At 73.2% G+C, this 18,221-nt stretch carries 19 protein-coding genes; 17 read left to right on the top strand and 2 right to left on the bottom strand.

Annotated features, from left to right (window positions below; genetic code table 11):
• Positions 1-29 precede the first annotated feature (29 nt).
• The 15 genes from EXE59_RS20195 (at position 30) to EXE59_RS24900 (ending at position 15,688) form a co-directional block, all read left to right on the top strand.
• On the top strand, positions 30-1,367 hold the full coding sequence (locus EXE59_RS20195) for a replication-associated recombination protein A (RefSeq protein WP_210429238.1): 1,338 nt from the start codon (positions 30-32) through the stop codon (positions 1,365-1,367).
• Between the two features lie 4 nt (positions 1,368-1,371).
• Positions 1,372-3,138 carry an ABC transporter substrate-binding protein gene (locus EXE59_RS20190; RefSeq protein ID WP_135840497.1) on the top strand — a complete coding sequence of 589 codons (1,767 nt, stop codon included), beginning with the start codon at positions 1,372-1,374 and terminating at the stop codon, positions 3,136-3,138.
• 44 nt (positions 3,139-3,182) lie between these two features.
• Positions 3,183-4,139: a TIGR03885 family FMN-dependent LLM class oxidoreductase gene (locus tag EXE59_RS20185; RefSeq protein ID WP_135840496.1), complete on the top strand. Its 957-nt coding sequence runs from the start codon at positions 3,183-3,185 to the stop codon at positions 4,137-4,139.
• Between the two features lie 32 nt (positions 4,140-4,171).
• Entirely contained in the window at positions 4,172-5,842 is a 1,671-nt protein-coding gene (locus EXE59_RS20180) for an alpha-amylase family protein (RefSeq protein WP_135840495.1), read from the top strand.
• Positions 5,843-5,861: 19 nt separating this feature from the next.
• On the top strand, positions 5,862-6,389 hold the full coding sequence (locus EXE59_RS20175; RefSeq protein ID WP_135840494.1) for a hypothetical protein: 528 nt from the start codon (positions 5,862-5,864) through the stop codon (positions 6,387-6,389).
• Positions 6,389-6,697 carry a DUF6167 family protein gene (locus EXE59_RS20170; protein ID WP_135840493.1) on the top strand — a complete coding sequence of 103 codons (309 nt, stop codon included), beginning with the start codon at positions 6,389-6,391 and terminating at the stop codon, positions 6,695-6,697. The genes EXE59_RS20175 and EXE59_RS20170 overlap by 1 nt, the downstream gene beginning before the upstream one ends.
• Positions 6,697-9,396: an alanine--tRNA ligase gene (alaS, locus tag EXE59_RS20165; protein WP_135840492.1), complete on the top strand. Its 2,700-nt coding sequence runs from the start codon at positions 6,697-6,699 to the stop codon at positions 9,394-9,396. Before EXE59_RS20170 ends, alaS begins: the two co-directional genes overlap by 1 nt.
• Before the next feature lie 2 nt (positions 9,397-9,398).
• On the top strand, positions 9,399-9,860 hold the full coding sequence (gene ruvX, locus EXE59_RS20160) for a Holliday junction resolvase RuvX (protein WP_135840491.1): 462 nt from the start codon (positions 9,399-9,401) through the stop codon (positions 9,858-9,860).
• Positions 9,853-11,040 (top strand): endolytic transglycosylase MltG, encoded by a 1,188-nt coding sequence (gene mltG, locus EXE59_RS20155; protein WP_135840490.1) that lies wholly within the window; start codon positions 9,853-9,855, stop codon positions 11,038-11,040. The genes ruvX and mltG overlap by 8 nt, the downstream gene beginning before the upstream one ends.
• Positions 11,034-11,873: a shikimate dehydrogenase gene (locus EXE59_RS20150; RefSeq protein WP_210429083.1), complete on the top strand. Its 840-nt coding sequence runs from the start codon at positions 11,034-11,036 to the stop codon at positions 11,871-11,873. Before mltG ends, EXE59_RS20150 begins: the two co-directional genes overlap by 7 nt.
• A gap of 24 nt (positions 11,874-11,897) precedes the next feature.
• Entirely contained in the window at positions 11,898-12,659 is a 762-nt protein-coding gene (locus EXE59_RS20145) for a prepilin peptidase (RefSeq protein ID WP_135840489.1), read from the top strand.
• A 12-nt stretch (positions 12,660-12,671) separates the two neighbouring features.
• Complete coding sequence (gene aroC / locus EXE59_RS20140) at positions 12,672-13,850, top strand: chorismate synthase (RefSeq protein ID WP_135840488.1); 1,179 nt, start codon at positions 12,672-12,674, stop codon at positions 13,848-13,850.
• 8 nt (positions 13,851-13,858) lie between these two features.
• Entirely contained in the window at positions 13,859-14,359 is a 501-nt protein-coding gene (locus EXE59_RS20135; RefSeq protein WP_168218615.1) for a shikimate kinase, read from the top strand.
• Positions 14,356-15,465 (top strand): 3-dehydroquinate synthase, encoded by a 1,110-nt coding sequence (gene aroB / locus EXE59_RS20130; RefSeq protein WP_135840487.1) that lies wholly within the window; start codon positions 14,356-14,358, stop codon positions 15,463-15,465. The genes EXE59_RS20135 and aroB overlap by 4 nt, the downstream gene beginning before the upstream one ends.
• Before the next feature lie 91 nt (positions 15,466-15,556).
• Positions 15,557-15,688: a DUF402 domain-containing protein gene (locus EXE59_RS24900; protein WP_484213860.1), complete on the top strand. Its 132-nt coding sequence runs from the start codon at positions 15,557-15,559 to the stop codon at positions 15,686-15,688.
• On the opposite strand, the gene EXE59_RS20125 is transcribed toward EXE59_RS24900, so the two are convergent.
• Positions 15,685-16,449 carry a helix-turn-helix domain-containing protein gene (locus tag EXE59_RS20125; RefSeq protein ID WP_210429082.1) on the bottom strand — a complete coding sequence of 255 codons (765 nt, stop codon included), beginning with the start codon at positions 16,447-16,449 and terminating at the stop codon, positions 15,685-15,687. The genes EXE59_RS24900 and EXE59_RS20125 overlap by 4 nt on opposite strands.
• Positions 16,450-16,454: 5 nt before the next feature.
• Positions 16,455-16,886, bottom strand: a complete 432-nt coding sequence (locus EXE59_RS20120) for an aldo-keto reductase family protein (protein WP_135840485.1) — start codon at positions 16,884-16,886, stop codon at positions 16,455-16,457.
• Between the two features lie 95 nt (positions 16,887-16,981).
• Between EXE59_RS20120 and EXE59_RS20115 the strand changes: the two genes are divergently transcribed.
• On the top strand, positions 16,982-17,260 hold the full coding sequence (locus EXE59_RS20115; protein ID WP_135840484.1) for a hypothetical protein: 279 nt from the start codon (positions 16,982-16,984) through the stop codon (positions 17,258-17,260).
• Between the two features lie 42 nt (positions 17,261-17,302).
• Entirely contained in the window at positions 17,303-18,142 is an 840-nt protein-coding gene (locus EXE59_RS20110; RefSeq protein WP_135840483.1) for a PhzF family phenazine biosynthesis protein, read from the top strand.
• Positions 18,143-18,221 lie beyond the last annotated feature (79 nt).

Below are 18,221 nucleotides of genomic sequence, written 5' to 3'. Positions count from 1 at the left end.
GCGCGGGGCAATCCGCGCCCTCCTCGTCGATGGGCGCAGCCATGCCCGGGGCCGGGTCGCTGGGCGCCAACACCCACGCGTCGGCACCGCTTGCCGTACGGATGCGTCCGCGCACGATCGACGAGCTCGTGGGCCAGCAGCAGCTGCGGGCGGCCGGGTCGCCCCTGCGCCGCCTCATCGAGGGCGACCAGTCGATGTCGCTGCTGCTCTGGGGCCCGCCGGGCACCGGCAAGACCACGATCGCGGCCATCGTCAGCCAGCAGACCCGTCGTCGGTTCGTGGAGGTCTCGGCGGTCGCGGCGGGGGTCAAGGAGGTCCGTGCGGCCATCGACGGGGCGCGTGCCGAGCTGGCCCGGGGCGGGCAGGAGACCGTCCTGTTCGTCGACGAGGTGCACCGCTTCACCAAGGCGCAGCAGGACGCCCTGCTGCCGGGCGTGGAGAACCGCTGGGTGACCCTGATCGCCGCCACGACCGAGAACCCGTTCTTCTCGGTCATCAGCCCGCTGCTGTCGCGCAGCCTGCTGCTGCGACTCCAGTCGTTGACCGACGACGACGTGGCCGAGGTCATCGATCAGGCGCTCGCCGACGAACGCGGCCTGGCCGGGTCGACGCTGCTCGACGACGACGCCCGCCACCACCTCGTACGGCTCGCGGGCGGCGACGCACGGCGCGCGCTGACCTACCTCGAGGCGGCCGCCGGGGCTGCTGCCAGCAACGGCCTCGACGCGATCGACCTCGCCACCGCCGAGACCGCGGTCGACCAGGCGGCCGTGCGCTACGACCGTCAGGGCGACCAGCACTACGACGTGATCTCCGCCTTCATCAAGTCGATCCGCGGCTCGGACCCCGACGCGGCGCTGCACTACCTCGCCCGCATGATCGAGGCGGGGGAGGACCCGCGCTTCATCGCGCGACGGCTCGTCGTGCACGCCAGCGAGGACGTCGGACTCGCCGACCCGACGGCCCTCCAGGCGGCGGTCGCCGCAGCCCAGGCCGTGCAGCTGATCGGGATGCCCGAGGCCCGCATCAACCTGGCGCAGGCCACGATCCACCTCGCGGTCGCGCCGAAGTCCAACGCGGTCATCACCGCCATCGACGCGGCGATCTCCGACGTCAGGGCCGGCAGGATCGGGCAGGTGCCCGCCCACCTGCGCGACGCCCACTACGGGGGCGCGAAGGACCTGGGCCACGGCAAGGGCTACGCCTATCCGCACGACGAGCCGTTCGGCGTCGCCGAGCAGCAGTACCTCCCCGACGTGCTCGCGGACGCGACCTACTACCGTCCGACGGCGCTCGGTGCGGAGGCCGGGGTCAAGGACCGCTGGGAGCGGGTCCGGCGGATCGTCCGGGGACACGGGGAGCGCTGAGAGCATGAGGGGGACTCGTCCGCTGGTCGTCGCGACCGGAGCGGCGCTGCTGCTCGCCGCCTGCAGCGGCCAGCACACCGAGCGGGGCTGGGACTCGCCCCGCCCCGGGGCGTACGCGCAGCCGCCCGGCGTGTCGAAGGACCCGATGCGCCGCGGTCCCGCCCCCGCGGTGGCGGGCGCCACCCCCGGCGGGACGATCACAGTGTTCCTCCCCGGCGCACCCGGTCCGGACACGCTCGACCCCACCGGCGGCTGGTCGGTCACGGGCAACGCCATCCAGCAGGCGCTGGTCAGCCGTTCGCTGACCCAGTACGCCCGCGGCGACGACGGGCGACCCGTGCTGGTGCCCGACCTGGCGACCGACCTGGGGCGCCCCAACGACGACTTCACCGAGTGGACCTTCACGATCCGTGACGACGCGACGTGGGAGGACGGCGCACCCGTCACGGCCGAGGAGGTGGCCTTCGGCATCTGCCGCTCGCTCGACTCCGGCGCGTTCCCGTCGGGGCCCGGCACCGAGTACTCCACGCACTACTTCGCCGGCGCCGAGGACTACGCGGGCCCCTACACCGGCGACGACCCCGGGTGCGACGACTACGCCGGGATCTCGGTCGACGGCCAGGACGTGACGATCGAGATGGACCGGCCGTTCCCGGACATGGACCACTGGGGCGCGGTGATGGCGATGGGTCCCGCGCCACTGGGCGAGGCGTCCGAGCCGTCGACGTACGCCCAGCGACCGCTGGCGACCGGCCCCTACGAGGTCGAGAGCTGGGACCCGGCGGAGGAGCTGGTGCTGGTCAGGAACGACGAGTGGGAGCCCGGCTCCGACCCGGCCCGCCACCAGTACGCCGACCGGTTCGTCTTCAAGTTCAACCAGGACCAGGCCAGGGTCGACGAGATCATGCTCTCCGGCAGCACCGGGGGTCGGACCGCCGTGTCGACCTCCGTCGGGTCGGGCCGCTACCTCGAGGCGAGCGCCCTGCTCGGGGACCGCCTCGTCCAGCAGGCCACGCAGTGCGTCTCCACGATCGCGCCCGACCACACCCGGATCACCGACATCCGCGTCCGGCGGGCACTGGCCCACGCCTACCCCTACGAGGACGTGTGGATCGCCTCGGGCGAGGTCCCCGGAGTGACACGGGTCCCGGCCGGACCGATCATGCCGCCCGGCATGGCGGGCAGGAGGGACGTGCAGGTCGACGGCGAGGAGGCCACGTACGACCCGGAGCGGTCCCGGGAGCTGCTCGCCGAGGCCGGCCACGGCGACGAGCCGTACCCGATCACGATGGCCTACAACGAGCTCGACCCGCTCGCCACCGCTGCCCAGGCCCAGCTGACGACCGGCCTGGAGGAGGGCGGCTTCGACGTGACGGCCATCCCCGTCCAGCAGTCGATCTACAGCGTGTGGCTCGACCCCGACAACGAGGTCAACCAGGGGCTCGACCTGCGGGGCGTCAGCTGGTGCCCGATGTGGCCCGCCGGGTCGGCGCTCCTGCCGCCCCTGCTGAGGAGCGGCGCACCCTTCAACACCGCCCACTTCGCGGAGCCCTCGATCGACCGGGCCATGGACGACATCGCGCAGCTGCCCGTCGAGGAGCAGGCCGCGGCCTGGGGGGAGCTGGACGAGCGGGTCCTCACCGACCACCTCCCGTTCATCCCCACCTCCTACGCCAACCGCCTGTTCGCCTTCGGCGACCGCGTCGGCAACCCCACGGGCGAGGGCTCGATGGGCGCACCCAACTACAAGGACCTCTTCGTCGTGCGGTGACCCGGTGCGTCCACCGAGGTCGCCCGGCCGGTCTACGGTGGGGCATGCGCATCGGGTTCCACGCCTCGCACGAGCAGATCGCCCCCTCCCGGCTGCTGGCCGACCTCCAGCACGCCGAGCGGGCGGGCTTCGACATGGCCATGTGCTCCGACCACCTCTCCCCGTGGAGCGAACGCCAGGGGCACTCGGGCTACGCCTGGAGCTGGCTGGGCGCCGCCCTCGCCACCACCGACCTCGAGCTCGGCTGCGTCTGCGCCCCCGGCGTGCGCTACCACCCGGCGGTGGTCGCGCAGAAGATCGCGACGCTCGCGGAGATGTTCCCCGGACGCTTCTGGACCGCGCTCGGCAGCGGTGAGGCGAGCAACGAGCACGTCACGGGGGTCCGTTGGCCCCCGAAGGAGGAGCGCACCCTCCGCCTGGAGGAGTGCGTGGACGTGATCAGGCGGCTCCTGGCGGGCGAGGAGGTGACCCACCACGGCCGCATCACGGTCGACCGGGCGAGGGTCTGGGAGCGGCCGGAGGTGTCGCCGCGCCTCGTCGGACCGGCCGTGTCGGTGGCCTCCGCAGCCCGCGTGGCGGCGTGGGCCGACGGCCTGGTCACCATCAACCAGCCGGTCGAGGTGCTGCGTGACATCGTCTCCGCCTACCGCGACGCGGGTGGGCAGGGGCCGCTGGCCCTCCAGGTGCACCTGTCCTGGGCGCCGACGCTCGAGGAGGCGGAGGCGGTCGCCCTCGACCAGTGGCGCACCAACGTCTTCACCGAGCCGGTGAACTGGGACACCGAGACGGCCGAGGCGTTCGACGTGATGGCCGAGCACGTCGGCATCGACGGGGTGCGCCGTGCGGTCGAGGTGTCCGAGGACCTCGGCTGGCACCGGGACCGGATCGCCGAGCTCGCCGCGGTCGGGTTCGACGACGTCTACCTGCACTTCGTCGGGCAGGAGCAGCAGGGGTTCGTGGACGCCTTCGGCGAGCACGTCCTCCCCGCCCTGCGGGGCTGACGCCGGGGCCCGCGGTCTGCTTGTGTGGGGGCGTGCGAGTCACCGACACGAGCGACCTGTGGTGGAAGAGCGCGGTCATCTACTGCCTCGACATCGAGACCTTCCACGACTCCGACGGAGACGGGATCGGCGACCTGGGCGGCCTCGGAGAGCGCATCGACTACCTCGCCGAGCTCGGGATCACCTGCCTGTGGCTGATGCCGTTCTACCCCAGCCCCGACCGTGACGACGGATACGACCTCACCGACTTCTACGGCGTCGACCCGCGCCTGGGCACCCTCGGCCAGCTGGTGGAGGTGATCCGCACCGCCCACGACCGCGGCATCAAGGTCATCGCCGACCTGGTGGTCAACCACACCTCCGACCGGCACCCGTGGTTCCGGGCGTCGCGGCGCAGCACGACCAACCGCTACCGCGACCACTACGTCTGGCGCGACACCGAGCCGCCGGACACCTCCGGGCTGGTCGTCTTCCCCGACCGGGAGGACTCCATCTGGGAGCTCGACGACCGCACCGGCGAGTGGTACCTCCACAACTTCTACAAGCACCAGCCCGACCTCAACCTCGCCAACCCCGAGGTCGTCGACGAGGTCCTGCGTACGGTCGGCTTCTGGCTCGAGCTCGGCTTCGACGGGTTCCGCGTCGACGGAATCCCGTTCCTCGAGCAGAACGCGAAGAACTCCGGCGACCCGGCGCTCGCCGTCGACCCCCACGAGCTGATGCGGACGATCCGCGCCTTCCTCAACCGGCGATCGGGCTCCGCGATGATGCTCGGCGAGGTCAACCTCCCGCACTCCCAGCAGCGAGCGTTCTTCGGCGGGGACGGCGCCGACGAGCTGCAGATGCAGTTCGACTTCATCGGGATGCAGGCCACCTACCTCGCGCTCGCGCGCGAGGACGCGCGCCCGCTGGTCAAGGCCGTCTCGCAGCGCCCGGCCATCGACGACACCTGCCAGTGGGCGACCTTCGTGCGCAACCACGACGAGCTCACTCTCGACAAGCTGACCGACGCGCAGCGCGAGGAGGTCTTCGCGGCCTTCGGCCCCGAGCCGGAGATGCAGCTCTACGACCGCGGTCTCAAGCGGCGCCTGCCGACGATGCTCGGGGGCGACCCGCGACGGATCCGGATGGCCTACAGCCTGATGTTCTCCCTGCCCGGCACGCCCACGCTCTACTACGGCGAGGAGATCGGCATGGGCGAGGACCTCGAGGCCGACGGCAGGATGGCCGTGCGTACGCCCATGCAGTGGAGCGCGGGACGCAACGGGGGCTTCTCCTCCGCGTCGCCGGGCCGCCTCGTCCAGCGCGTGGTGCCCGGTGCCTTCGGCCCCGAGCACGTCAACGTCGTGGCCCAGCTGCACGACCCGGACTCCCTGTGGAGCTTCATCCGCAAGCTCATCGGCATCCGCCGCACCTGCGCCGAGCTCGGCTGGGGGACGTGGAGCGTGGCGGAGCAGGACCAGCCGCAGGTGCTGGTGCAGCGGTGCGACCTCGCCGGGACGGCGGTCGTCACCGTCCACAACCTCGGAGCCGAGCCCGTCACCGTCGAGGTGCCGGTCGATCCGGGCGAGGACGGCCTCGAGGCCGTGGACCTGATGGCGGACGAGGTGGTGACCGGGGAGTCCGCCGCCCGGGTCGCCCTCGACGGCTACGGCTTCCGCTGGTGGCGCGTGCGCCCGACGGGTGATCTCGCCATCCCGTGAGCCTTGTAGGCTCGGCGCCGTGACTTCGGAGCAGGTGGGGCTGGCCGCAGCCGGGCTGGTGGCGCTGGTGGCGCTGCTCGTCGCCGTGCGCGCCCACGCCCGCGCCGCGCGCGCCGAGGCGGGCGCGGCGGCCCTCGCCGAGCGGGTCGCCCTCCTCGAGTCGCCGGTCGCGTCCGTGCCGCCGCCCCGGGCCGACGACGCGACCACGGGCACGTACGTCATCACCGGCGTCGGGACGGACGTCCCGGTCGATCGCCCCCCGGTCGATCCAACACCTGTCGCCGCCCCCATCGACGGGCGGCTCTTCACCGACATCGTCGCCCGCGAGACCGTCGTCAAGGCCGCGTCCTGGAGCCACGGCCTGCGCCGGGCCCTCTCGCCCGCGAACCGCAACCGGATCCGCTTCGAGATGCGCCAGGAGACCCGGCGCGCCGGTCGCGAGCGCCGCGCGGAGACCCGACAGGCGCTGCGCGAGTTCCGTGCGCGGCAGCGCGCCGACCTCGGCGGACGCCCCCACGTGGGCGGCACCGGGGAGGACGTCGCCTGATGGGTCGCCCACTCTGGTTCGTCGCCGGGGCGGGGGTCGGGGTGTACGCCGCCGCCCGCGCCCGCCGTGCCGCCGAGGCGCTGACCGCCGACGGGATGCGCGACCGCCTCCGCGGGTGGCAGGTCGGCGCCCGCCTGTTCGCCGAGGAGGTCCACCAGGGCCGGCTCGAGCGCGAAACCGAGTTGCGCGAGCAGCTGGGGCTCCGGCCTCATGGACTCCCCGAGCTGACGAGCGGTTTCGAGGCTCCCTCCTCGGGTGGACACCGCGCTCGCACCTCAACCAACGACACACAGAAGGACCAGCCCTGATGGACACCGCCGAGATCCGCCGCCGCTTCCTCGCGCACTTCGAGGCCGCCGGACACGCCGTGGTGCCCTCCGCCTCACTGCTCGTCGACGACCCCAACCTGATGTTCGTCAACGCCGGGATGGTGCCCTTCAAGCCGTTCTTCCTCGGCCAGGAGACCCCGCCCTACGACCGCGCCACCAGCGTCCAGAAGTGCGTGCGCACCCCTGACATCGAGGACGTGGGCAAGACCACCCGGCACGGCACCTTCTTCGAGATGTGCGGCAACTTCTCCTTCGGCGACTACTTCAAGGAAGGCGCCATCGAGCTGGCATGGGACCTCATCACCAAGCCCGTCGCCGACGGCGGCTTCGGGTTGGACGAGTCGCGCCTCTACCCGTCGGTGCTCGTCGGCGACGAGGAGGCCATCGGGCTCTGGATGAAGGTCACCGGGCTTCCGCGCGAGCGCATCGTGCAGCTCGGCCCCAAGGAGAACTACTGGTCGATGGGCGTGCCCGGCCCGGGCGGCCCGTGCTCGGAGATCCTCTACGACCGCGGCCCCGAGTGGGGGCCGGACTTCGACGCGGCCACCTTGGGCCCTGACATGCCGGTGGAGCTCGAGGACCGGCTCCTGGAGATCTGGAACCTCGTCTTCATGCAGGACGAGCTGAGCGCGGTGCGGTCCAAGTCCGACTTCGACATCGCCGGCTCGCTGCCCAAGAAGAACATCGACACCGGCATGGGCCTCGACCGTGTCGCGTTCCTGCTCCAGGGCAAGAACAACATGTACGAGATCGACGTGATGTTCCCCGTGATCGAGCGTGCCGAGCAGCTCACCGGCAAGCGCTACGGCGCCGACGCGGGCGACGACGTGCGCTTCCGCGTCGTCGCCGACCACGTCCGCTCCTCGATGATGCTCATCGGCGACGGCGTCACCCCCGGCAACGACGGTCGCGGCTACGTCCTGCGCCGCCTGCTGCGGCGCGCCGTACGCTCCATGCGCCTGCTGGGCTGCGAGGACCGCGTGCTGCCCGAGCTGATGCCGGTCTCCCGCGACCGGATGGGGGAGACCTACGACAACCTCCTGGCCGACTGGCCGCGCATCTCGCGCGTGGCCTACGCCGAGGAGGACGCGTTCCGCAAGACGCTCCAGGCCGGCACCCAGATCTTCGACGTCGCCGCGTCCGAGGTGAAGCAGACCGGCGGCTCCACGCTGTCCGGCGAGCGGGCCTTCGCGCTCCACGACACCTACGGCTTCCCGATCGACCTGACGCTGGAGATGGCGGCCGAGCAGGGCCTGGCCGTGGACGAGCAGGGCTTCCGCGGCCTGATGGCAGAGCAGCGCGAGCGCGCCAAGGCCGACGCGCGCGCCAAGAAGGGCGCCCACGGTGACACGGGCGCCTACCGCGGGGTGCTCGACGAGTTCGGCCCCACCGAGTGGCTGGCCTACGAGACCCTCGAGACGGAGTCGAAGCCGCTGGCCCTGCTCAGCGGCGGCGCGCCAGTCGCGCGGCTGGCCGAGGGCGAGGTCGGCGAGGTCGTCCTCGACCGCACCCCGTTCTACGCCGAGTCCGGCGGGCAGGTCGCCGACGCGGGCACGATCGTCTTCGACGGCGGCACCCTCGAGGTCGTCGACGTGCAGCGCCCGATCAAGGGTCTCGTCGTGCACCAGGTGCGCGTGCTCGAGGGCGAGCTGGACGCGAGCCGCCCGGTCCACGCCCGGGTCGACCCCGAGTGGCGCACCGGCGCCCGCCAGGCCCACTCCGGCACCCACGTCGTGCACGCCGCGCTGCGCGAGGTGCTCGGCCCGACGGCGCTGCAGTCCGGCTCCTACAACCGGCCCGGCTACCTTCGTCTCGACTTCGGGTGGACGCAGGCGCTGAGCCCCGAGCAGGTCCGCGACATCGAGCTCGTCTCCCAGCAGGCGCTGCGCGCCGACCTCCCGGTCGCCTGGGACTACATGACCCTCGAGCAGGCCAAGGAGTGGGGCGCGATCGCGCTGTTCGGCGAGACCTACGACAACACCAAGGTCCGCGTCGTCGAGATCGGCGGCCCCTGGTCGCGCGAGCTGTGCGGCGGCACCCACGTCGACCACTCCTCGCAGATCGGCACGGTCGTGGTGACCGGCGAGACCAGCGTGGGCTCCGGCAACAGGCGCATCGAGGCCCTCACCGGCGTCGAGGGATTCGGCTACCTCGCCCGCGAGCGCGACGTGGTGGCCCAGCTCACCGGGCTGCTCAAGACCCAGCCCGACGACCTGGTGAGCCGGGTCCAGGGCCTCACCGAGCGCCTCAAGGTCGCCGAGAAGGAGCTGGAGAAGGCCCGTCTGGCCCAGCTGCTCGGCGCGAGCGCCGACCTCGCGGCCGGTGCGACCCAGGTCGGCCCCGTCCGGCTGGTGGCGCACCGCGCCGACGGTGCCGGCGGCGGCGACGTGCGCAACCTCGCGATGGACGTGCGCGCCCGGCTCCCGCAGGGCGAGCCGGGCGTCGTGGTGATCATCGGTCAGACCCACGGCAAGGTGTCGGTCGTCGCGGCCACGAACGACGAGGCGCGCGCGCGTGGGCTGTCGGCCGGCGAGCTCGTACGCTCCGTCGGTCCGCTGCTCGGCGGCAAGGGCGGTGGCAAGGACGACGTCGCTCAGGGCGGCGGCACCGACGCCTCGCGCATCGACGAGGCGCTGTCGCTCGTCGCCCGCGACGTCGCCGCGAAGGTCCAGGCCTGAGCATGCGGTCCGGGGTGCGGCTCGGCATCGATCCCGGGGACGCCCGGATCGGCGTCGCCAGCAGCGACCCCTCCGGCTTCCTCGCCACGCCCGTCGAGACCGTGCGCAGCGGCGGGGGAGACGTACGCCGGATCGCCCAGCTGGTCGAGGAGCTGGGGGCCGTCGAGGTCGTGGTCGGACTCCCGCTCTCGCTCAACGGGTCCGAGGGTCCTGCGGCCGACAAGGCGCGCGCGCTCGCCGGCCGGCTGGCGCGCCGAGTTGCACCCGTGCCCGTCAGGCTGTGTGATGAACGACTGACCACGGTGTCGGCCGAGTCGATCCTGCGCGAGCAGGGTCGGCGTGGCGCCAAGCGGCGGGCCGTGGTGGACCAGGCAGCCGCTGTCCTGATCCTGCAGACCGCGCTCGACACCGAACGGTCGAGTGGGCAAGCCCCGGGAGAGATCGTCGAGGTGACTGATGAGTGAGCACGATGCCGGTCCGGACGAGGACCTGCGCTCCGACGAGCGCGAGGACCTCGACGACCGTGAATACGTCCCCGGCGGCCGGCGGCGCAAGGGCCGTGGCGCCAAGGGCTGCGTCGCCGTGCTCGTCGCCCTTGTCGTGCTGCTCGGCGGCTTCTACGTCGCGCTGACCCAGGGCGTCTCCTGGGTCGCCGACCAGTTCCAGGGCCCCGAGGACTATCCCGGCCCCGGCACCGGGTCGGTGGAGTTCACCGTCAACGAGGGCGACACGGTCGCCCAGATCGGCCGCAACCTCAAGGCCGAGGGCGTCACCCTGTCCGTGCAGGCCTTCATCGACGCCGCCGCCGGCGAGCCCGACTCCAGCGGCATCCAGGTCGGCGCCTACGAGCTCCAGAAGGAGATGAAGGCCGCCGACGCGCTCGAGGTCCTCATCGACCCGGCCAACCTCATCGGCTTCCCCACCGTCACCATCCCCGAGGGGCTGCGGCTCACCGAGATCGTCTCGACGCTGGCCGAGAACACCGACTTTCCCGAGCAGGCCTGGAACCGTGCGCTCCAGCAGCCCGACAGGATCGGACTGCCCGACTACGCCGAGGGCAACGCCGAGGGCTACCTGTTCCCCGCGACCTACGAGGTCAAGCCGGGCATGAAGCCCGTGCGCATCCTCAAGATGATGGTCGACCGGTGGCGGCAGGCGGCCGACGAGGCCGGCCTCGAGGAGCGGGCCGCCGAGCTCGGCAAGACGCCCGGCGAGCTGATGATCATCGCCTCGCTCATCGAGGCCGAGGGCCGCGGTGACGACATGCCCAAGATCGCGCGCGTCATCTACAACCGCCTCGACGGCCCCGGCGACAAGGGCGGCACCAACGGCACGCTCGGCATCGACGCCTCGATCGCCTACGGACTGGGGCTCTCGCCCGGCTCCACCGAGCTGACGCCCGAGCAGCTGGCCGAGGACACGCCCTACAACACGCGCATCAACGCCGGGCTCCCGCCGACGCCGATCGAGGCGCCGGGCGACGACGCCATCGCCGCGGCGGCCAACCCGGCCGAGGGCGACTGGTACTACTACGTCACCGTCGACCTCGCCACCGGCGAGACCAAGTTCTACGAGGACTACGACGGTTTCCTCGAGGGACGCGACGAGTACAAGGCCTACTGCGAGACCTCCGACCGTTGCTGAACCGTCGCTGCGGCGTGCTGGGCGACCCGATCGCCCACTCGCTGTCGCCGGTCCTGCACCGGGCGGCGTACGCCGAGCTCGGGCTGGACTGGACCTACGACGCGCACCGCGTGCCCGCTGGTGGCCTGGCCGCCTTCGTGGACGGGCTCGACGCGACGTGGCGCGGGCTCTCGCTGACGATGCCGCTCAAGCGGGAGGCGCTGCCGCTGCTCGACCGGGACGGCGACCGGCTCACCGACCGTGCGCGCATGGCGGGGGCGGTCAACACGCTCGTGCTCGAGGACGACGGCACGCGCGTCGGTGACAACACCGACCTGCCGGGTGCGGCTGCCGCGATCCGGGAGCGTACGTCCGCACCGCTGGCGTCCGCGGTGGTCCTGGGCGGCGGCGCGACCGCCACCTCGGTGGGGCTCGCACTCGTGGACCTCGGCGTGCGGTCGATCGCGGTGGCGGTGCGGGAGGAGGCCCGCGCCGCCGAGACCCTGGCCACGCTGCGGGCCCACCCCGCCGCGCCGGACGTGGTCGTGACGTCCCTGACGGGCGGACCCGTGGCCGCCGACATCGTCGCGTCCACCATCCCGGCGGCGGCGCAGACCCCGGACCTGGTCGCGCGCTGCGCCGGTGTCCAGGTGGTCTTCGAGGCGCTCTACGACCCGTGGCCCACGCCGCTCGCGGCCTCGGCCGCCGGCTCGGGCCGGACGCTCGTCGGCGGGCTCGACCTCCTGGTCCACCAGGCCGCGATCCAGCTCGAGATCTTCACCGGGATGCCCGCCCCGCTCGCGGCGATGCGCCACGCCGGCGAACGCGCCCTCGCGGCGCGCCATGCCGACTGAGCGCCGATCGGGTTGGATGCTCCCGTGACCGACACGCTGCTCGCCACCCTCGTCACGGCCCTGCTCGCCGGCCTCGGCGGCCTGCTCGTGCCGCGGCTCATCGCGCGGGTGCCGGAGCCTGCCCCGCGCGCCGAGCCCGAGGAGCCCCAAGAGCCCCAAGAGTCCGAGGAGCCCGAGCAGCCCGAGCCCCCGAAGATGCTCTACGCCGACATCGCCGTTCGCCCCGGCCTCGGCCGGCGGAGCGCGGTCGCCGCCGCCCTGGTCGGGGGGCTGATCGGCTGGGCCACGGGCCTCGACTGGTCACTGCTGTGGCTGGTGCCGCTGGTCCCGGTCGGTGTCGCGCTGTCGGTGATCGACTGGCACACCCGGCTGCTGCCGCGCATCATCGTCATCCCGGCCACCCTGGCCGCGATCGTCCTCGTCGTCGTCGTCGGCCTGGCGACGGGGGAGCGGGACGCGCTCGTCCGCGCCCTGGTCGCGATGGTGGTGGTGCGCACGTTCTACTGGGTGCTGTGGTCGGTGCTGCCCGGCGTCGGGATGGGCTTCGGGGACGTACGGCTCGCGGCGATCGTCGGTCTCGTGCTCGGCTGGCTGGGCTGGGGCGCCGTGGCCATCGGCGTCTGGGTCGGGATGGCGGTCTTCGGGCTGCCGGGCCTCGTGCTGGCCATCGTCCGGTGGGACCGGACGCTGCTCAGGAAGCCGTTCCCGTTCGGGCCGTTCATGCTCGTCGGCGCCGTGGTGGGTCTCGTCTGGGGGACTGCGCTCGCTGGCCGCATCTGGGGCTGAGAGACTTCACCCATGCTCCGATGGCTCACAGCAGGCGAGTCCCACGGTCCCTCGCTGGTGGCGATCCTCGAGGGGCTGCCCGCCCACGTCCGCGTCACGACCGACGACCTCTCCGACTCGCTGGCCCGCCGCCGGCTCGGCTACGGCCGTGGCGCGCGGATGAAGTTCGAGCAGGACGCGGTCCGCGTGCTCGGCGGCGTGCGCCACGGTGAGACCCAGGGCGGACCCGTGGCGATCGAGGTCGGCAACACCGAGTGGCCCAAGTGGGAGAAGGTCATGTCGGCCGACCCCGTCGACCCGATGGAGCTCGAGGCGCAGGCCCGCAACGCCCCGCTGACCCGGCCGCGCCCCGGCCACGCCGACCTCGTCGGCATGCAGAAGTACGCCTTCGACGAGGCCCGCCCGATCCTCGAGCGCGCGTCCGCGCGCGAGACCGCCGCCCGGGTGGCGCTCGGCCGGGTGGCGTCCAACTTCCTCGAGCAGGCCGTCGGCGCGCGCATCGTGTCGCACGTGGTGTCGCTCGGCGGCGTGAAGGCGCCCGCCGGCTCCGTGCCGGCGCCCGACGACGTCGAGCGGCTCGACGCCGACGAGGTGCGCTGCCTCGACCCCGAGGCGAGCGCCGCGATGGTCGCGCGCATCGACCAGGCCCACAAGGACGGCGACACCCTCGGCGGCGTCGTCGAGGTCGTCGTGCACGGCCTGCCGCCGGGTCTCGGCTCGCACGTCCACTGGGACCGGCGCCTCGACGCCCGGCTCGCCGGGGCCCTCATGGGCATCCAGGCGATCAAGGGGGTCGAGGTCGGCGACGGCTTCGAGCTCGCCGACACCCCCGGCTCCCGGGCCCACGACGAGATCGTGTCCACCGACGACGGGCTGCGGCGCACGTCGGGTCGCTCCGGCGGCACCGAGGGCGGCATGTCGACCGGTGAGGTGCTCCGCGTGCGCGCGGCGATGAAGCCCATCGCGACCGTGCCCAAGGCGCTGCGCACCGTCGACGTCGCCACCGGCGAGGCGACGGTCGCGCACCACCAGCGCTCCGACGTCTGCGCCGTGCCGGCCGCCGGCATCGTCGCCGAGGCGATGGTCGCGCTGGTGCTCGCGGACGCCGTCGTGGAGAAGTTCGGCGGCGACTCGGTGCAGGAGACGCGGCGCAACGCCGAGGCGTACCTCGACACCCTGCGCTTCCGGTGAGCGTCGCGATGAGTCCTCGCGTGGTGCTGGTCGGCCCGATGGGTGCCGGCAAGACGACGGTCGCCGGCCTGCTCGGGGAGGCCTGGGACGTCCCGGTGCGCGACACCGACGCCGACATCGAGGCGAGCACGGGTCGCGAGATCTCCGACATCTTCGTGGAGTCCGGCGAGGAGCACTTCCGTGACCTCGAGGCCGCTGCCGTGGCTGCCGCGCTCGCCGAGCACGACGGCGTGCTCGCCCTCGGAGGAGGCGCCGTGCTGCGCTCGGAGACCCGCGAGCTGCTGGCGGGTGTGCCCGTGGTGTTCCTGCGCGTGGGGCTGTCCGACGCGGTGAAGCGGGTCGGCCTCGGCGTCGGCCGGCCGCTCCTGCTCGGCAACGTACGCTCGCGGATCAAGGCGCTGCTCGACGAGCGCACCCCGGTCTACGAGTCGGTCGCGACCCACGTGGTCGACACCGACGGACGGCTCCCGCTCGAGGTGGCCGCAGACATCCAGGAGCTGCTCCGATGAGCGACCCCAGCCCTGACACGGTCCTCCACGTGGGCGGCGCGTCCCCCTACGACGTCGTGGTCGGCCACGGCCTGTCCGGCCGCCTGCCCGCCCTGCTGGGCGAGTCCGTCGATCGGGTGGCGGTGCTCTACGCGGGCTCGCTGGGCGAGCTGGCCGACCCTGTCGTCGACGCCCTGGTCGAGCACTACGACGTCCTCGCGCTCGGCCTGCCCGACGGGGAGCGCGCCAAGACCGCGCCGGTCGCCGCGGACTGCTGGGAGGCGCTCGGCGAGGCCGGCTTCACCCGCTCCGACGCCGTCGTGACCATCGGCGGGGGAGCGACCACCGACCTCGGCGGCTTCGTCGCCGCGACCTGGCTGCGCGGCGTACGCGTCGTGCACCTGCCGACCACGCTGCTCGCGATGGTCGACGCGGCGGTCGGCGGCAAGACCGGCATCAACACCGGCGCCGGCAAGAACCTGGTGGGCTCCTTCCACGAGCCCGCCGGGGTGCTCTGCGACCTCTCCCTGCTCGCGTCGCTGCCCCGCGAGGAGCTCGTCGCCGGGCTGGGCGAGGTCGTCAAGTGCGGCTTCATCGCGGACCCCGCGATCCTCGACATCGTCGAGCGCACCGAGCCGACGGCGCTCACCCACGACTCCGCCGAGCTGCGCGAGCTGGTCGAGCGGGCGGTCCGGGTCAAGATCGACGTCGTCGTCGACGACCTCAGGGAGACCGGGGGAGCCGACGGCCACCCCGGCCGCGAGGTGCTCAACTACGGCCACACGCTGGCCCACGCGATCGAGCGCACCAGCGACTACACCGTGCGCCACGGGGAGGCGGTCGCCATCGGCTGCGTCTACGTCGCCGAGCTCGCCGCCCGCGCCGGCTCCCTCGACCCGGCCCTGGTCGAGCGCCACCGGGCCGCGCTGTCCCGCGTCGGGCTGCCGACCACCTATGACGCCGCCTCCTTCGACGACCTGCACGCGGCGATGAAGGTCGACAAGAAGGCCCGCGGGTCCCAGCTGCGGTTCGTCGTGCTCGACGCCCTCGCGTCGCCGCGGATCCTGGCCGGTCCCGGCGAGGACGACCTGCGGGCGGCGTACGCCGCGCTGTCGTCCGCCGGGTGACGGACACCTCGGGGGACGACGACACGACCACCAGCGACTCGGGCGGCACCATGACGCGCCTGGTCGGACGCTCGACGCCGCGACCCGTGACCTGGTGCTCGACCTCTGGCTGGAGCCCGACGGTGGGCTCTGGCTGAAGGACGCCGACGAGCTGGAGACGGCCGTCGCGTGCGGTCGCGACTCCCGCGAGCTCGCGGACGAGGTTCGGGCCGCGCGCGGCTAGCCGGCGGCCTGGTCGCTAGCGGCGAGTGCGGCGCGGGTGGCCGCGTCCGCGGGGTAGAGCGCCTCGATCGCCAGCTCGGCCACCGTGACGTCGCCCGGTGTGCCGAAGACCGTGGTGGTCGTCAGGAACGTCAGCACGTCGTCGCCCGCGCGCAGCCGCAGCGTCAGCACGATGCCCGGCGTCGGATGCGGCCGGGTGACCGGGAACTCCGCCAGCAGCGCCGCCAGCCGCGGGTCGCCCGTCGTGTCGTGCTCGTGTCGGATCCGCGACATGATCGCCGCGCGCCACTCGTCGAGGTTGGCGATGCGCGGCGCCAGCCCGCGCGGGTCGAGGCTGAGCCGCACCACGTTGACCGGGGGCTCGAGGAGCTCGGACGGCACGCCGGCGAGCAGGCGGTAGGCCGCCTCGTTGGCGGTGACGAGGTCCCAGCCTCCGTCGATCACCAGCGCGGGGTAGGGCTCGTGCCCGGCGAGGATCTGCTCGAGCGCGTCGTTGACCTCCGCCAGCGCCGGGGCGTCGAGCGGCAGCTCGGTGGTGTCCGGGACGAAGCCCGCCGCCGTGAAGAGCCGGCGCCGCTCTCGCAGCGGGACCGCCAGCGCCTCGCTCAGCTGGCCCACCATGGTCGGGCTCGGCCTCGCCCTGCCCGTCTCGATGCAGGACAGGTGGCGGGTCGAGACGCCGCACTGGTCGGACAACGCCTGCTGCGAGAGCCGGCGGCGCTGGCGCCAGTGCCGGACGAGCGAACCCACCTCCGAGGTCATGGTGGTCACTGTGTCAGCCCCTTGCGAGCCAGCCACACCTGTCCCGCGGCGAACACGCCGACGACGACCGCCTGGAGGACGGTCCAGGCGACGCCGGGGGTGGTGAGCCCGCCGAGGAGCGCGTAGTCGAGGCTGGCGAGGACCCAGACGACGTTGAGCGCCGCGAGCGCCGCGACCCCGCGCCGGGGGACCGGCCGTCGGGTGGCGAGGAGCACCACCCCCGCGGCGACGAGGAGGAGGAAGGCGCCGAGGGAGCGTACGAGTGCCTCCGGTGCGCCGAACCAGTCGGCGAGCCAGCCGCCGGCGAGGGCGTACGCGAGCCCGTTGGCGCCGGTCATGGCGGCGTCGACGAGGAGGAAGGCGCCGGCGACCGGCACGGTGATCCCGGCCGCGCGGGTCGAGGTGTGTTGTGTGGAGGCCTGCTGTGTCGTGGTCATGGCACAAGACTGGTGACGCCGGCGCCGGGAGACCATGACGTGCGAGGTCATGACGGCGCGGCCCGTCCGGCGGCGACTGGTGGCACGATCGGCGCATGGACGCACCGGTCGACGTCAGTGCCCTGGCCATCAACGTGGTGATCCCCGAGGAGCTGCGATGGCGGGACACCCGCCGCGACGAGGAGTTCGAGCTCCAGTCCCTCACCGTCAGGATGCTGCCCGACCGCACCTTGGCCGCGAAGGCGTACGGCCGGCCGGTCGCCGGCGGGCGCGGGGCGTACGTCTCCTTCCCCGTCCCGGACCGACCCGAGCTGGCAGCGCTGATCTCGGCGGCTGCCGACGAGGCCGCTCGCCGCTGGGCCGCCCACGCCTGATCGGCCGTTCTGGTTGGATCGGCCGTCTGGTTGGATCGGCGGGTGCTGCCCTTCCGCCAGGTCGACGTCTTCAGTGCCCAGCCGTGGCTCGGCAACCCGCTCGCGGTCGTGCACGACGCCGACGGCGTCAGTGATGCGGCCATGGCCGAGTTCGCGCGGTGGACGAACCTGTCGGAGACCACCTTCCTCTGCACGCCGACCGATCCGGCTGCGGACTACCGGGTGCGGATCTGGACGACCGGCGGTGAGCTCCCGTTCGCCGGGCACCCCACCATCGGCAGCGCCCACGCGTGGCTGGAGGCCGGGGGAGTGCCGCGCGGGGACACGGTCGTGCAGGAGTGCGGCGCGGGCCTCGTGGACGTACGCCGCTCACCCCGCCTCGGGTTCGCGGCGCCGCCGCTGCGGCGCTCGGGCCCCGTCGAGCCCGACCTGCGTGCGCGCATCGTGCGTGCGCTCGGGGTCGCCGACGCCGCGGTCGAGGCCATGGCCTGGATCGACAACGGCCCCGGCTGGGTCGGTGTCGACCTCGGGTCGGCGGAGTCTGTCGTGGCCGTCGAGCCCGACGTCGCCGCCTTCACCGACCTCAAGGTGACCGTCCTGGGGCGCTGGGACCCCGCGTCCGCGACCGCGCTCGGGGCCGACGTCGAGGTGCGGGCGTTCTACGCCGACGGCCGTGACTTCGGCGAGGACCCGGTCACCGGCTCGGCCAATGCCGGGCTGGCCCAGTGGCTCAGCGGCGCCGGGACGCTGCCGTCGGCCTACACCTCCCGACAGGGGAGCGTGATCGGGCGGGAGGGGCGCGTACGCCTCGAGGCGGCCGACGGGCAGGTGTGGGTGTCCGGCGACGCTGTGACCCGGATCGTGGGCGAGGTCGACCTCTAGACCGCGAGCACCCCGGCCCCGGTCGACCGGTCCAGACATGCGTAGTAATGCCGATGCCGGATGTCGGACGGTGCGGCCA

Source organism: Nocardioides eburneiflavus (assembly GCF_004785795.1).
Lineage (GTDB): Bacteria > Actinomycetota > Actinomycetes > Propionibacteriales > Nocardioidaceae > Nocardioides > Nocardioides eburneiflavus.
This window is presented reverse-complemented; position numbering and strand designations above follow the sequence as displayed.